This window comes from Flavobacterium sp. DSR2-3-3 (assembly GCF_049896585.1).
GTDB lineage: Bacteria > Bacteroidota > Bacteroidia > Flavobacteriales > Flavobacteriaceae > Flavobacterium.
On record NZ_JAFCUP010000014.1, the window covers coordinates 41,864 to 58,318 of the forward strand.

The following is a 16,455-nucleotide window of genomic DNA, read 5'->3' on the forward strand; positions in this document are numbered from 1 at the left end:
ATTAAATATCTTTAGTTAATAGCATGATAATTTTGTTTTCCGGGAAGAATTCTTTACCCATAACTTTTATTATTGTGTACAGCGGCACTGCCACTATCATTCCTAATATTCCAAAAAGGAAACCTGCAATTAGGATTACAAGAAATATTTCCAGCGGATGTGAGCTTACGCTTTGAGAAAAAATAAATGGCTGGGATAAATTGTTATCGATAATTTGAACGATCCAAAAACCAATTAAAACATAAATGGTGGTCGGCAAAATTATAGATTGGAAATCACTCCCTAAATTGCTCAACATTGTTAGAATTGCCGCTAAAAAAGACGCTATAAGTGGGCCAATGTATGGGATAATGTTTAGTACTGCACATAAAAATGCTATAACAAGTGCATTTGGAACTCCAAAAATGAATAATACAATTAGGTACAATAGAAATACAATGAATAATTGAAGTAATAATCCAATGAAATAACGCGATAACAAGCGGTTTATTTTTCCCAAAGAATGTAATATTTGTTCTTCATGGCTGTTTGGGATTAGTTTTTTTACTCCTAAAATGAACATTAGTCGGTCTTTTAAAAAGAAAAAAGTAATAAATAGTACGGATCCTAATCCTATGCCCAAACTACTAATTGTGCCTAAAATTGTATTTAAGAAGTTAGGGATGAAATTAAAATTTATTTTAGAGGTAATGTTAGCTTCTTTTAAAACCTGTGCAGAATCAATTTGGTGATTGTCTAAAAACACAGTGATTTGATTGATTAACCGGATTATGTTTTTTTCAATTTCTGCAGTGTTAAGAAGTGACAGGTTTTGTCCTTGAGATAAAATCAAAGGAACAAACATCATTATAAACCCGAATATGATTAGTATAAAAATAAGCAAAGTCGCTATTGTTGCGAAAATATGATTAAACTTCAATCGCTTCTTAAAAAAGTCTAAAATAGGATTTCCGATCAATGTTAGTATAAATGCTACAACCAGGTATATCAATACGGATTGAATTTGATAAAAAAAGAACAAGATTAAACCACATAAAGTTAGTGTCAATAATGCTCTAAGAATCCCATTTGAAATGGTTTTTGAAGTAATCATGTTTCTATTTTAGATTGTAAATATAAAAAAACTCGCTAACAAGTAGCGAGTTTTAAATTCTAAAAAACTAAAAAAAATTATATTCCGAAACTCGCTCTTGCTCCACCTGAAACAAATAAAGCAGCCATTCTTGATTTTTGACCGTTAGAGAACATGTACATTCCTGCATCATCAGTGTAATCCATATAGTTCATTGTCATTTCAACTGGAGTACCAGTACAAGTGCTGTAATGAGGATAAGCTGGAATACCGTAGTTAGATGTGTTGTGTGTAGGTGTATCAGAAACTAAATCGCTTCCACAAGTTGCATCACCCCAAATGTGACGTAAGTTCATCCAGTGACCTACTTCGTGAGTAGCTGTTCTTCCTAAATTAAATGGTGCAGCTGCTGTACCTCCACTTCCAAAAGCATTGTTATCCATTACTACTCCATCAGTAGCAGATGCTCCTCCAGGAAATTGTGCGTAGCCAAGAATACCGCCACCAAGATTACAAGACCACATGTTTAAAACAGTTGTTGGTGTAGTTGGAGCAATTCCTTGTGCTGATTTTTTCATCGCATCATTTGTTGTCCATGAAGTTGTAGTTGTTGATCTTCTCACTACATTTTGCAATACAAATGTAATTCCAACATTTGCTTTTACTCCTGAAAATGCTGCAGGAACTGAATTATAATCAGAATTTAAAGCATTGAAATCTTTATTCAATACGTCAATTTGAGATTGGATTTGAGACAAAGAAATGTTTTCCGCAGCAGTTCTGTACAATACATTTACTACAACTGGAATTTCTACTTTACCATTTACTAAACGAGCAGATAACATTGCTTTTTCAGTAAAAGCTTCAATTTTATTCATCCTTAAAGCTAATGAAGGATCAGCTTTCATTTGAGCAGTAAGAACTTCTTGAGATGCACAACCACGTTGTGACACTGCACTTGCTTCTGGAGTAGCTTCTGTCGCATCGTTTTGACAAGAGAAAAGCATTAAAAATGCTGCAGCAGATAAAAAAATTTTTTTCATAATGAATTTGTTATAAATTAATAGATTTGGTTAATTATTTCACAATTTTATAACAAATTTTTTATAAAAAAAAGTATTGCTTAATTTTTTTTTAAAAAAAAATGTAATCCACAGATTTTACGGGTTTCCGTAAAATTGTAAAAATTTATTTCAAAGTATTTTCTGATAATTTATTTTGTTTTAAATTTTAAAAAGTTTTATTCATTAGTTTTAATTAAAGAAATTAAGATACTTTTTGTGATATTGGTTTACAAAACGTTATTTTTTTTAAAAACAAATTAATTTATCACTTACTATAGCTTAGAAGTAAATCGTACAAATTATACCCGTTGTCATTGACTAATAAATATAATTTATATAGGTAAATTCCGGAAATTGTGTAAATTAATTATTACGTGAAGAGTTTTTTTAAATTTTATTTTAAAAAAAAATAGCGGTAATGTTTTTTAAAGAATATGAATTGTGAAGTTTAAAAATGAAGATGAAATCCAAAAAAAACAATATAATTTTGAAAAGAATTTGAAAAAAAACGGCTAGTTATTAAAAATATAATTTATAATATTAGCACCCATTTTTAGTGCTTTTTCACGAATTTCAATTGGATCATTGTTGACTTCTTGATCCTCCCAACCGTCACCTAAATCGCATTCGTACGTGTAAAGCAAAACTAATTTGTTTTCTATAAAAATTCCGAAAGCTTGTGGTCGTTTTCCATCATGCTCATGTATTTTGGGTAAGCCATTTGGAAAAGAATACGGTTTTTGAAAAATAGCATGACTGGCAGGAATTTCTACTAAGTTATTGTTTGGGAATATTTTTTTTATTTCTTTTTTTATGTATTGATCCATACCATAATTGTCGTCGATATGGAGAAATCCGCCGCCAAGTAAATAGTTTTTAAGATTACTTACTTCCGCATCATTAAAAACAACATTTCCATGTCCTGTCATGTGAACGTAAGGGTATGAAAATAAATCAGGACTTCCCGGTTCAACAGTTGCTGGCTTGGTTTTTATTCGGGTGTTGATATGAGCATTACAATATTTTATTAAGTTTGGCAGTGATGTCGGATTTGCATACCAGTCGCCACCGCCACTGTATTTCACCAATGCAATCTCTTGTGAAAACAAGGGTGTTGAAAGAATAAACAGAAGATAAAATAGTAGCCTCATAATTGAATTAGTTATTCCTCATTGACAAATACCACACTATGACAGGCAACTATTGCAGCAGTTTCTGTACGTAATCTTGTGTTCCCCAATGAAACTGCTGTAAAATTATTTTCTAGAGCCAATGCAATTTCTTTTTCGGAAAAATCTCCTTCAGGACCTATTAAAATTGTAATATCTTCGTTTGGTTTCAAAATTGACTTGAGTGTTCTTTTATTCGTTTCTTCACAATGAGCAATCAATTTAACGCCTTCATTTTTAAGTTTTATAAATTCTTTAAAGGTAGTGGCCGGATTCAATTTAGGAAGATATAATTCATTGGATTGCTTCATGGCGGTCAATAGAATTTTATCAAAACGTTCGTTATTAATAACTTTTCGTTCCGAGTGATCACAGATAATTGGTGTGATTTCATGTACACCTATTTCGGTTGCTTTCTCTAAAAACCATTCGTAACGGTCATTCATTTTAGTTGGCGCAACAGCCAAATGCAACTTGAATTTTGATGGAATTGCTTTTTCAAATGAAATAATTTTAACCGTGCATTTACTGTCGGAGGCCAAAGTAATTTCAGTTTTAAATAAAAAGCCTAAACCATTGGTAACATATAATAGGTCGGTATCTTTTTTGCGCAATACTTTGATGATATGTTTACTTTCTTCTTTATCAAAAGAAAAAACTTCAGTGAATTCCGTAATAGTTGGATTGTAAAATAATTGCATAATTTATAGTTGTATTCTTGCTTTAGAAACTACAGCGGAAGTTTCAAATGTTTGTGTTAAAAATTTTTGATAACCCACAATCCCAATCATTGCAGCATTATCAGTTGTATATTCAAATTTTGGGATAAAGGTTTTCCAACCGTATTTGCTCTCCGTTTCTTTTAATGTACTTCTAATTCCAGAATTGGCGGAAACGCCACCGCCAATGGCAATTTGTTTTATTCCCGTTTCTTTTACAGCTAATTTTAACTTGTCCATTAAAATTTCAATAATTGTATGTTGAATTGAGGCGCAAATATCATTTAGGTTTTCTTCAACGAAACTTGGATTTTCTAATTTTTTCTTTTGAATAAAATATAAAATAGCTGTTTTTAGGCCCGAAAAACTAAAATCCAAACCGGGAACTTTAGGTTTTGTAAATGCAAATGCGTTTGGATTTCCCAGTTGCGCATATTTATCAATCAAAGGGCCTCCGGGATAAGGAAGACCTAAAATTTTTGCGCTTTTATCAAATGCTTCTCCAACCGCATCATCAGTAGTTTCGCCAATCACCGTCATGTCAAAAAAGTTGTCCACTTTAATAATTTGAGTATGTCCGCCACTTATGGTCAGCGCCAAAAAGGGAAAACAAGGCTTTTCAAAACCATCTTCATCGATAAAATGAGCTAAAACATGGGCTTGCATGTGATTTACGGCGATTAGTGGAATTTGTAGCGCAACAGCCATTGATTTAGCAAAAGAACTTCCCACCAAAAGCGAACCCATAAGTCCTGGACCTTGTGTGAATGCAATTGCGGAGAGTTGTTCTTTTTGTATATTTGCCTTACGCAACGCTGCATCGACTACGGGAACTATATTTTGTTGGTGCGCACGAGAGGCGAGTTCCGGAACCACTCCGCCATATTGACTATGAATGAGCTGGTTTGCTACAACATTTGACAGCACTTTGTCGTTTTGTAGAACGGCAGCAGCAGTATCGTCACAGGAACTTTCGATAGCAAGAATAAAAACCTCAGGATTTTGCATAAAAAGGCACAAATTTTGAATTACATTTGACGGGTCAATTATAGAAAATTTTTTTTGTCAAAAGCCAAAATTAAAGAATTTTTATCAAAAGCACCCCGTTTCCAGTGGCAAAATCAAATTTTAGAACATTAAACATTAAATAGGTATCAAAAAAGTTATAAAAATAGCGCTGCGCTTGCTACTGGGACTAATCCTGCTTTTGTTGGTACTTGCTATTGCGCTTACCATGCCAGTTGTTCAGACGAAGATTGCACACTACTTCATGAACAGCATCAATAAAGATTTTGGAACTAATATTGCTATTGACGGAGTTGCCGTTTCCGTTTTTGGAGGCGTGAAATTTAAGAAAGTCTTGATTCGTGATCATCACCAAGACACTTTAATTTATTCGGAGAGAATTGCTACCACAATTTTAGAAAGTACAAAATTACTTGATGGCGATTTGATTTTTGATGGTTTAGATTTGCATGGATTGCTTTTAGATTTAAAAACGTATAAAAACGAAAAAGAATCTAACCTTGATAAATTCATAAAAGCTTTTGAAACCGGCAAAACTTCCAGTAGAAAATTCTTGTTGAAAGCAAATAATTTGAAAATTTACAATGGACGTTTTATTGTAACGGACCAAAATCGTGAAAATCCAAAAGACTTAGATTTCACGAAACTGAATGCCTCAGTAACTGATTTTTTGATATATGGTCCGGACGTGACTACCAATATAAATAAAATGTCTTTTCTTGACTTTCGCGGATTATATGTTAAAAATTTGAAATCAAAATTCACCTATTCAAAGAAAAATATAAAGCTTGAAAATCTTGATTTATTGACCAAGGAATCAACGCTGGTTGGAACTGTTTTGTTGAATTATAAAATAGAAGATTTTTCTAATTTTACCGATAAAGTGCTGTTTGATATCCAATTGAATTCGGCTTCTGTAGCATCAAATGATATACGTTATTTTTATAAAGAAATTGGTAAAAACCAACATTTTTATACTAAGGCAAGTATTAAAGGTACATTAAATGACTTGAAATTTAAAAACTTGGAGTTAGTTGATGAACGCAAAACACAAATTAAAGGTGATATTAATTTTAAGAATTTGTTTGCTAAGAAAGGTCAGAAATTCTCGATGTACGCTAAGTTTGATAAGTTAACGTCCAGTTACGAAGATTTGGTAGTTATTCTGCCGAATATTTTGGGAACTAAATTACCTACTTCATTAAAAAAATTAGGAAGATTTTCAGCATCGGGAACTGCGACTGTTTCAACCACTGCCGTAGAAGCTGATTTTTCTATGATTACTGCTCTTGGAAGAGTCACTTCAAATTTAGAGATACAAAACATTAATGAAATTGATAAGGCTTCTTATTTAGGAAATGTAATTCTAGAAAATTTTGACATTGCGACTTTATTAGATCAAAAAGAATTGGGCAGGGTAAGTTTGAATATTGATGTGGACGGAAAAGGTTTTAAACAAAAATATTTAGACACAGCTATTAAAGGAGACATAAGTCAAATAGAGTATAAGAGTTATAATTACACCAATATTGTTGTCGACGGTACGCTTAAAAGTCCTTATTACAAAGGTCAAATTTCTGTAAATGATCCCAATTTGAGTATGATTTTTGACGGTTTATTGGATTTAAGCAAGAAAGACAGTCGTTACGATTTTCATATTAATGTTGAAAATGCCGATTTGAATAAATTGAAACTGATAAAAGATTCCGTTTCCGTATTTAAAGGTGATGTTGTGGTTCAGGCTTCAGGAAATAATATTGAGAATTTTCAAGGAAATGTTTATATCAATAAAACGTCTTATCAAAATGCGAAAGACACTTATAAATTTGATGATTTTGCCATAAATTCAACTTTTGATAATAACAGAATTCGAACGATAACTGTAAATTCCCCAGATATTGTTCAGGGTGAAATTGTGGGCAAATATGAATTTAATCAATTGGAGAATTTGGTAAAGAATTCTCTGGGAAGTCTTTACACCAATTTCAAACCGAGTAAGGTTAAAAAAGGACAGTTTTTGAAATTTAATTTTTCTATTTACAATAAAATTATTGAAATATTTTATCCGGAAATTTCAATCGGTGCCAATACTATAGTCAAAGGAAATATTAACTCCGATAATCAGGAGTTTAAACTCAACTTTAATTCTCCGCAAATCGTGGCTTCCAGCAATACATTTGACAATATCAGAGTTTCGGTTGACAATAAAAACCCACTTTATAATGCTTTTATAGAATTGGATAGCATTAAAACAAAATACTATAAAATACGTGACTTTAGTTTGATTAATGTTACAATGAAAGATACTTTATTCTTTCGATCAGAATTTAAAGGAGGTCCAACCGCACAGGATTATTTTAATCTGAATTTATACCATACTATAAATAAGGATAATAACAACGTGGTAGGAATTAGTAAATCGGAGGTGAAATTCAAGGATTATCTTTGGTTTTTAAATGAAAACGAAACACCGAACAACCAGATTGTTTTTGATAAATCATTTAAGAATTTTGATATTGATAATATCATTTTATCGCATGAAGATCAGTCGATTTCGTTAGATGGAATTTTTAAGGACACAACCATTAAGGATATAAAGCTGAGTTTTAAGGATGTCGATTTAAATCAAATTACGCCTGCCAATAACAAGTTTGTCGTACATGGAAATATAAATGGAGAAGTCAATTTCAAACAAAATAAGGACGTTTATCAACCTACAGCTTCAATAATAATTGATAAGCTTAACGTGAATAAAACCGATTTGGGGACTTTGAATTTTGATATTGAAGGAGATGAAAGCCTGAGAAAGTTTACTATAAACTCGGATTTAGAAAATGAAAATCTCGAATCATTTAATGCTGACGGAAGTTTTGAAATTGTTAACAAAGAAACTATTCTTGATTTGAAACTTAAATTTGACAAATTTAATATCGCCACATTAAACTCGCTTGGTGGAGAAGTATTGTCTAATATTAGAGGGTCTATTTCAGGCAATTCCACCATTGAGGGTAATCTTAAAAAACCAAATATTAACGGGCGACTTTATTTAGACAATGCAGGAATTACCATTCCGTATCTAAATGTTGATTATGAATTAAGTGACAACACTATTATTGATTTAACAGATGAGAAATTTCTATTCAGAAACAATACGTTGACGGATACAAAGTACAGAACAATAGGAAACTTAAACGGTAGTATTGAACACAATAATTTTACGGATTGGAAATTAGATTTAGCAATTAGTTCAAAAAGATTACTAGCGTTAGATACTAAAGATCGTGAAGATGCAGCCTATTATGGCACTGCATTTATTGATGGTAGAGCAACAATCAAAGGTCCAACTAATTCCTTGTTCATAAAAGTAGAGGCTAAATCTGAAAAAGGAACTGCTATTAAAATACCAATTAATAATGCCGAGAGTGTGAGTGATAATATTTTTATTCATTTTGTCACAGCGCAGGAAAAATATAACGTAAAGAATGGTATTGTTGAAAATTCAAGGAATTATAACGGATTGGAATTAGAATTTGATTTTGATATAACGCCGGATGCCGAAGTGGAGGTAATTTTGGATCGAAATACTGGTCACGGAATGAAAGGTAAAGGGTTTGGATCGTTATTGTTTAAAATCAACACTTTAGGACGATTTAATATGTGGGGGGATTTTCAGGCGTACGAAGGAACTTATAACTTCAAATACGGCGGACTTATTGATAAGAAATTTGAGGTTAAAAAAGGAGGTTCAATCACATGGGAAGGTAACCCTATGAAAGCGCAGCTCAACCTGGAAGCCATATACAAAACATCGGCAAATCCAGCCGTTTTATTAGATAATTCTTCTTTTAATACAAAAGTCCCAGTTGAAGTTGTGATAGGACTTCGAGGCGATTTAACTAGTCCGGAACCTGATTTTAATATTGAATTCCCAACCGTCAGTAATGTACTAAAATCGGAAATTCAATATAAATTAAATGATAAAGATGTTCGTCAAACGCAGGCATTATATTTGCTCTCTTCCGGTGGATTTTTAAGTCCGGAAGGCGTTAGTCAGTCTGATTTTTCAGGAAGTTTATTTGAAACTGCTTCGAGTATTTTAGGTGGAATTATTCAATCAGATGATGAAAAATTTAAAGTAGGACTTAATTTTATTGGTGCTGATAGAAGAATAGGAAAGGAAACTGATGGACGATTTATTGCCACAATTTCGTCAAAAATTAATGAAAGAGTGACTATTAATGGTAAGTTGGGAGTTCCTTTTGGAGGAATAAATGAATCGGCTATTGTGGGCGATGTTGAAGTTTTATATCGAGTGAACGAGGACGGAACACTTAATTTGCGCCTTTTTAACAAAGAAAATGACATTAATTACGTTGGTCAAGGAATTGGATATACGCAAGGTTTAGGGGTTTCCTACGAAGTTGATTTTGAAACTTTTAAAGAGTTTGTCAATAAGATTTTCAAAAATCTTAAATTTGATGATGTTCCCGCTCGTGTTTCTGAAGATCAAGATTCGAATTTATCTCCGGCGTATATTAATTTTTCTAAATCAAAAAAAACAAAGACTGAAAAAATCAAAAAAAATCAGGAAGGATTACCTCCTGAAGAAAACTAGTTACAATACTTATTGTAATTTAGTCTCTATAATTTTATTTACCTGAAGGCTTTTAGAAAAACGTTTATTTAGAAAAAAGCTTTGGAATAAATTTTATTCCAAAGCTTTTTTTATTGTGTTGTTTCCTTTTGTTCCTTACCTGATTTAGTATCTAGAAATAATACAGTGAATGCACTTTTTTAACAATTAAAAAACAACCAAATTGTTAATTGTTAAATAAAAGTTGCTTATTTTTTAATTTTGTTAAATAAAACTCAATTTATTTTTGTTTTCCAAAAACTTATCAACGAAAACGTTTGAATTCATATAGTTATACTAATTTATTAAAAACACAGTCTTGAAAGTGGTTAATGTTTGCTAATTTTACACTTTAATACTTAAATAATGCCAAAAACAATAAAAAAAGTTGGTGTTCTGACTTCGGGAGGAGACTCACCGGGAATGAACGCAGCAATTCGATCAGTTGTTCGTACTTGTGCTTATCATAACATAGAATGTATAGGAATTTACAGAGGGTATCAAGGAATGATTGAAGGTGACTTTAAAGAAATGGGACCTCGAAGTGTAAACAACATTGTAAATAAGGGAGGGACGATTTTAAAATCGGCTCGATCTTTAGAGTTTAAAACTCCAGAAGGAAGAAAAAAAGCATACGAGAACCTTACTAAAGCAGGAATTGATGCTCTAGTGGTAATAGGAGGCGACGGAACTTTTACAGGTGGTTTGTTATTCAATACTGAATTTAATTTTCCAGTAATGGGAATCCCGGGAACCATAGACAATGATATTTTTGGAACAAGTCATACTTTAGGGTATGATACCGCATTAAACACTGTAGTGGATGTAATTGATAAAATACGAGATACTGCCAGTTCGCACAACCGATTGTTCTTTGTAGAGGTGATGGGTAGAGATGCCGGTCATATTGCATTGAATGCAGGCATTGGAGCAGGAGCAGAGGAAATCCTAATTCCCGAAGAAAATTTAGGTTTAGACCGATTATTAGAATCTTTACAAAAAAGTAAGGCTTCTGGGAAATCATCCAGCATAGTAGTCATAGCGGAAGGCGATAAAATAGGTAAAAATGTATTCGAATTAAAAGATTATGTAGAAGCCAATTTGCCTGAATATGACGTGCGAGTTTCGGTTTTAGGGCATATGCAACGTGGCGGTTCACCTTCGTGTTTTGATCGAGTTTTAGCCAGTAGATTAGGTGTGAAAGCCGTTGAGTCGTTGATAGAAGGAAAATCAAATTATATGGTTGGATTGCAAAATGATAAAGTAGCGTTAACGCCTTTGGAACAAGCAATCAAAGGAAAAACGGAAATTGACAGAGAATTATTAAGAGTTTCAGACATTATGTCTACATAAATGGTTAAAGTTTATTGTGAGGAAATTAGACTTTATATTGAGTTAATATAAAATAAACAAAAAAATTAAAGTAAAATGTCAAAAGTAAAATTAGGAATAAACGGATTTGGTAGAATTGGAAGAATTGTTTTCAGAGAATCTATCAACAGAGATAACGTAGAAGTAGTAGCGATCAATGATTTATTAGATGTAGATCACTTGGCATACTTATTAAAATATGATTCAGTTCACGGACGTTTCAACGGAACCGTAGAAGTAAAAGAAGGACAACTTTTTGTAAACGGAAGAAATATCCGTATTACAGCTGAAAGAAATCCAGCAGATTTAAAATGGAATGAAGTTGATGTTGATGTAGTCGCAGAATGTACTGGTTTCTTTACAACAATCGAAACTGCAAATGAACACATCAAAGGTGGTGCTAAAAAAGTAATTATTTCTGCTCCTTCTGCTGATGCGCCAATGTTTGTAATGGGAGTAAACCATGTAACAGCAAAAGCATCGGATATTGTAGTTTCTAATGCTTCTTGTACAACAAACTGTTTAGCTCCTTTGGCAAAAGTTATTCACGATAATTTTGAAATTGTTGAAGCTTTAATGACTACGGTTCACGCAACAACTTCAACGCAAATGACTACAGATGGTCCTTCTAAAAAGGATTGGAGAGGTGGACGTGCAGCAAACTTAAATATTATTCCATCGTCAACTGGTGCCGCAAAAGCAGTAGGAAAAGTGATACCGTCATTGAACGGAAAATTAACGGGTATGTCAATGCGTGTTCCTACAGCTGACGTTTCTGTAGTAGATTTAACTGTAAAAGTAGCAAAAGAAACTTCTTACGAAGAAATCATGGCAGTTTTGAAAAATGCTTCTGAAACTACAATGAAAGGAATTTTAGGATATACTGAAGATTTAGTTGTATCTCAAGACTTTATTTCTGATTCAAGAACTTCTATTGTTGATGTTCATGCCGGAATTGGTTTGAACTCTACTTTTTTCAAAATCATCTCTTGGTATGATAATGAATATGGTTATTCTAGCAAATTGATTGATTTATCTGTACACATTGCAGGTTTAAAATAATTCTATATATTTACAAATCCCGTTATCTTTGTTTTAACGGGATTTTATTTTTTGTTACTTTTTTCAAATAGATGTTTTCTGTTAAACTCCATTTAAATTTAGTTAACTCCGAAACCAAAAAACCAAAAGAAAATGAGATTAATAGTTGATAGTGGTTCTACAAAAGCTGATTGGATATCAATAGATGACAATGGCAAAGTATTATTCACGACGCAAACTTTAGGGTTGAATCCCGAAGTTCTTGAAGCAGATGAAATTATTGAACGTCTAAATGATCGTTTTGATATTTTACAAAATAAAAAAAATGCAACCCATTTGTTCTTTTATGGTGCCGGTTGTGGTACTGATAAAATGAAAATTACACTTTCACAAGTTTTTCAAACCTATTTTCCCAACGCTATTATTGACGTAAAAGAAGATACGTATGCAGCAGTTTATGCAACAACTCCAAAAGGGGAGAAAGCAATCGTATCTATTTTAGGGACAGGATCAAACTGTAGCTATTTTGATGGTAAAGAGTTGCACCAAAAAGTACAATCTTTAGGTTATATTGCCATGGATGATTGTAGTGGAAATGTTTTTGGAAAAGAATTAATCAGAAAGTATTATTTTAATAAAATGCCAAAAGAACTGGCAGTTCAATTTGAAAAACAATACGATTTAGATCCGGATGCTATTAAAAGTAAATTGTATAAAGAACCAAATCCAAATGCTTATTTGGCAACTTTTGCCAAGTTTTTGATTCAACATAAAGAAACAGAGTTTTGCAGAAAAATTATTTTTAAAGGAATGAAATCTTTTGTAAAAAATTATATCAAACAATACGAAAATTGTAAAGAAGTTCCTGTACATTTTGTAGGTTCCATTGCTTTTTATTTAAAAGAAGAACTACAAGAAACATTTGATAAATACGAATTACAATTAGGGAATGTTTTAAGAAGACCTATTGACGGTTTAATTGCTTATCATATTGCCAATAAATAGTTTTTCAAAGTTACTTTAAATTAAAAATCACTACCAGTTTACTTTGAGCAAGTAATTAGTAGTGATTTTTTTTATGGAAAAAAGTAGCTTATACTTTTAAATTGTAGTGACGAATATTGTTTGCTAAAGAATTGCAATCATAGAAATTTCGACATTTACGTTTTTAGGCAAGCAAGCCACTTGAACAGTTTCTCGCGCTGGAGCAATTGCTTCATTAAAATAAGAACCGTAAACAGTGTTTATTTTGGCAAAATCATTCATGTCCATTATAAAGATTGTTGTTTTTACCACATTATCAAATGTCATTTCAGCTGCTTCAAGTACCGCTTTCATGTTTTGCATCACTTGTTCTGTTTCGGTTTCGATGGTAGCTGTAACTAATTCTCCCGTTGCTGGATTAATAGCAATCTGTCCCGAAGTATAAAGCGTATTTCCACAAAGAACCGCTTGATTGTATGGTCCTATTGGTGCCGGAGCATTTTCTGTAAAAATTATTTTTTTCATAAATGGAGTTTTTTTTCGAACTAAAAAGGTAGTAAATTATTATTTAATAGTGGAATTAGAATTATCGGTTAATGGTGCTTCTTTTGTCCCATTTGATGTCGCTCAGTACACCAGATTTTATTCCAATGAAGAAACCCCAGTTGGCATTGGTACCAAAAGGAGACCAGTTAAAATCCATTCTCCAGCTTAACAAATCTCTTTCAAAACGAAGCTGTGTGAAAGTTACACCTTTTTGAACAAAATCGTAACCGGTAGAAACTCCCGCTTTCCATTTTGGAGTTATGTCTGCATTAGCTGATATCATAATGGAATTGCCTATTATTTTATTTTCTCTATTGTTGTTCCCGTACGTTAATGAATAAGCAAAAGTCATATCCCACGGTAATTTTGAGTTGAAAAACTCGGAAATTTTATCTTCGCCTTCAGTCTCTTCTTCATCTTCAAACTGGCTTCTTCTGCTGTCGCCTAAGTCAGTATTTGTGCCAAATAAATCATCTTCACGACCACCATTTCGTTGACTTTGAACATTTTTATCTTTTTTATTGTCATCTTTTCCTTGGCTCGAAATAGAATAATTTAACGTCATATTAGAACTGGTCATTCTAAAAAGACTTCCGCCATTATTAATATTAAAAACATTAATTCGGTTTCCGGAATTGTCAATCGCGTACGGATCTAAGGTAGCTCCAAAATTGACATTCATTTTATTATTCAATAATGTTGTCCCACCGCTAAGTCTGATAGGAGAAAACCCAAGAGTAGTGATACCGTCCGCATCCAGATTATAGGAAGTGGAAAGGTTTAAATTATTAAGCAACATGATTTTTTTAGGCTCTACTTTAGTACTGTCCTTATCGGTTACTTTGGCTTCAAAAGTATTACTCAAATCAAAGCCTAACGTATTGGAATTATTTAAACCCGGAGCACCAAAAATTCCATTTTCAAATCGGGAATATTGTTTAATCATCGATCCGCTGGCATCAGCTGAGTACGTATCATAATATTTCTCGAAACTAGGCGTATATCCATAGGATACAGAAGGCCTCATGACGTGTCTTATTGATTTTATTTTTTTATCATCACCAAAATTAAAAGTTCCATAAATCGTTGTTCCTACGCTAGAGGAAAAGGAGTAGGTTCTGAAAGCGTCAAATCCGTTAACGGTTTTATCAACTACTTTGCTTTGGTCAACATCATAACTTCTTTCGATTGTTTTCGTGTACCAAATTTCCTCATAATTCATAGATGATGACGCACTGAAATATTTAAATATTTTAAAATTGGTACTTAATGGAATGCTATGTTGGAAACCAACTTTTGCATCTCTGAACATTTGCGGTTTGAAAAATAAAGAATCAGAGGTGACAATGCTGTTTCTTCCGTTTAAATTATATTGTAGGTTGATGTTCTTGAAAAATCCTTTTTTAACCCCGTCTTTCCCAACAAATGGGTAAATCCGGTCAACGCTCAATTGTAAAGTTGGCAAAGTCATGTTGATTTCCTCAGTTTGTGTATTTTGTGAGTGAGTTGCCGTCAGCGACATTCTTACTTGCGGCACGGATGTGAATGTTTTAGAATACGAAACCGATGAGCTTAATGTGTTATTAAGATTTGAACCAATATTCACCTGATTGATGGATTGCCGGAAATATTTACTGCTTCCAAGATTGACAGATGCAGAAAAACTGGAATTTGGATTTGATTTAGAGTCCTTGGAATGAGACCATTGGATGTTATAAATATTTTGTTTTAAATAATCCGGATAGCCTCTTTCGCTGGTAATTAAATTTTCAAATCGAACGTTAAGATTTCCTCTGTACGAATATCGTTTAGCATAACTGGATTCAAAACGCAATCCATAACTTCCATTGGTGTAATAATCGCCCAAAACGGTTAAATCATAATTATCGCTCAACGCAAAATAGTAACCTAAATTTTGAAGTGAAAATCCTCTGTTGTTGGAATCGTTATAGCTGGGTAATATTAAACCGGAGATGCTGGTTTCTTTACTCATTGGAAAAAAAGCAAAAGGCAGGGCTATCGGAGTTGGCACGTTAGCGATAACCATATTAGTTAATCCGGTCACTACTTTTTTACCAGGAATAAATTTTACTTTGTTAGTCTGAAAATAATATTCAGGATTATCTACGTCTTTTGAAGTAGTAAAACGAGCTCCTTTTAAGAAATAAACGGAATCATTTTCTTTTTTGGTGATAGCCGCTTTAATTTTAAATTCTCCTTGATCGGATCTTGAATTCCAAATCAAAGCCTTTTTCGTTTTAAAATTAAAACGAATAGAGTCAGGTTCAATTACATTTGCGCCTTGCTTGAAATTTGGATATTGAGTATATGTGCCTGATGAATCCTTGATGCGTCCGGCATAGACTTCATTTTTTTCATAATCCATGACAATTATCCCAGCCTTGAGTTCAACGTCCTGATAGTATAATTCCGCTTGATCGTAAAGAGTAATAATTTTTTTATTCTGGTCAATTTTAGCATAATCATCTGCTTTGTATCTTACTTTCCCGTCCAGAAATGCTTTTTTAGGTTTAATACTGTCCATTTTTATGGTATCAGTTTCTTTTTCAACCGTTAAAACGGGAGTTTTGACTCTGTTTAAGTTTGGTTTAGCGCTATCTGTTTGACTCTTAGCGGATACAGCAGCCTTTTTTTTTATTATATCTTGAGAATATAATTTACCAGAACCCAGAGAAAGGAAAATTGATAATAAAACGATATTAAATAAGTTTGTATGCAAAGGTTTAAATGCTATTTTTGTAAAATTATGGCCTGTTTTTTGACATGTCAAACTTACATATTATTATTTGTCAAAAATAGTCAAATAAAT

11 protein-coding genes are annotated in these 16,455 nt (G+C 32.6%); 4 read left to right on the plus strand and 7 right to left on the minus strand.

Annotated features, from left to right (window positions below; all coding sequences use genetic code 11):
- Position 1 precedes the first annotated feature (1 nt).
- The 5 genes from ACP7AQ_RS14785 to tsaD all read right to left on the minus strand — a co-directional run bounded on the left by ACP7AQ_RS14785 (position 2) and on the right by tsaD (position 5,032).
- On the minus strand, positions 2-1,093 hold the full coding sequence (locus ACP7AQ_RS14785; protein WP_426065096.1) for an AI-2E family transporter: 1,092 nt from the start codon (positions 1,091-1,093) through the stop codon (positions 2-4).
- Positions 1,094-1,170: 77 nt separating this feature from the next.
- A complete protein-coding gene (locus ACP7AQ_RS14790; protein WP_426096005.1) occupies positions 1,171-2,115 on the minus strand; it encodes a zinc metalloprotease in 945 nt (314 codons plus the stop codon).
- 533 nt (positions 2,116-2,648) lie between these two features.
- Positions 2,649-3,287: a DUF4159 domain-containing protein gene (locus tag ACP7AQ_RS14795; RefSeq protein ID WP_426065098.1), complete on the minus strand. Its 639-nt coding sequence runs from the start codon at positions 3,285-3,287 to the stop codon at positions 2,649-2,651.
- A gap of 11 nt (positions 3,288-3,298) precedes the next feature.
- Positions 3,299-4,006: a 16S rRNA (uracil(1498)-N(3))-methyltransferase gene (locus tag ACP7AQ_RS14800; RefSeq protein WP_426096006.1), complete on the minus strand. Its 708-nt coding sequence runs from the start codon at positions 4,004-4,006 to the stop codon at positions 3,299-3,301.
- A 3-nt stretch (positions 4,007-4,009) separates the two neighbouring features.
- Entirely contained in the window at positions 4,010-5,032 is a 1,023-nt protein-coding gene (gene tsaD / locus ACP7AQ_RS14805; RefSeq protein WP_426096007.1) for a tRNA (adenosine(37)-N6)-threonylcarbamoyltransferase complex transferase subunit TsaD, read from the minus strand.
- Positions 5,033-5,258: 226 nt separating this feature from the next.
- Between tsaD and ACP7AQ_RS14810 the strand changes: the two genes are divergently transcribed.
- The 4 genes from ACP7AQ_RS14810 (at position 5,259) to ACP7AQ_RS14825 (ending at position 13,100) form a co-directional block, all read left to right on the plus strand.
- On the plus strand, positions 5,259-9,665 hold the full coding sequence (locus ACP7AQ_RS14810) for a translocation/assembly module TamB domain-containing protein (RefSeq protein ID WP_426065124.1): 4,407 nt from the start codon (positions 5,259-5,261) through the stop codon (positions 9,663-9,665).
- 384 nt (positions 9,666-10,049) lie between these two features.
- Entirely contained in the window at positions 10,050-11,036 is a 987-nt protein-coding gene (gene pfkA, locus ACP7AQ_RS14815; RefSeq protein ID WP_426092004.1) for a 6-phosphofructokinase, read from the plus strand.
- Positions 11,037-11,111: 75 nt separating this feature from the next.
- Positions 11,112-12,116, plus strand: a complete 1,005-nt coding sequence (gap, locus tag ACP7AQ_RS14820) for a type I glyceraldehyde-3-phosphate dehydrogenase (RefSeq protein ID WP_426096008.1) — start codon at positions 11,112-11,114, stop codon at positions 12,114-12,116.
- A 132-nt stretch (positions 12,117-12,248) separates the two neighbouring features.
- The gene (locus ACP7AQ_RS14825) at positions 12,249-13,100 is read left to right on the plus strand and encodes an N-acetylglucosamine kinase (protein WP_426065103.1); all 852 of its coding nucleotides are present in this window, start codon (positions 12,249-12,251) and stop codon (positions 13,098-13,100) included.
- Positions 13,101-13,223: 123 nt separating this feature from the next.
- Here the strand turns inward: ACP7AQ_RS14825 and ACP7AQ_RS14830 are convergent, their stop codons facing one another.
- Complete coding sequence (locus tag ACP7AQ_RS14830; RefSeq protein WP_426096009.1) at positions 13,224-13,604, minus strand: RidA family protein; 381 nt, start codon at positions 13,602-13,604, stop codon at positions 13,224-13,226.
- A 61-nt stretch (positions 13,605-13,665) separates the two neighbouring features.
- Entirely contained in the window at positions 13,666-16,416 is a 2,751-nt protein-coding gene (locus ACP7AQ_RS14835; RefSeq protein WP_426096010.1) for a putative LPS assembly protein LptD, read from the minus strand.
- Between the last annotated feature and the right edge of the window lie 39 nt (positions 16,417-16,455).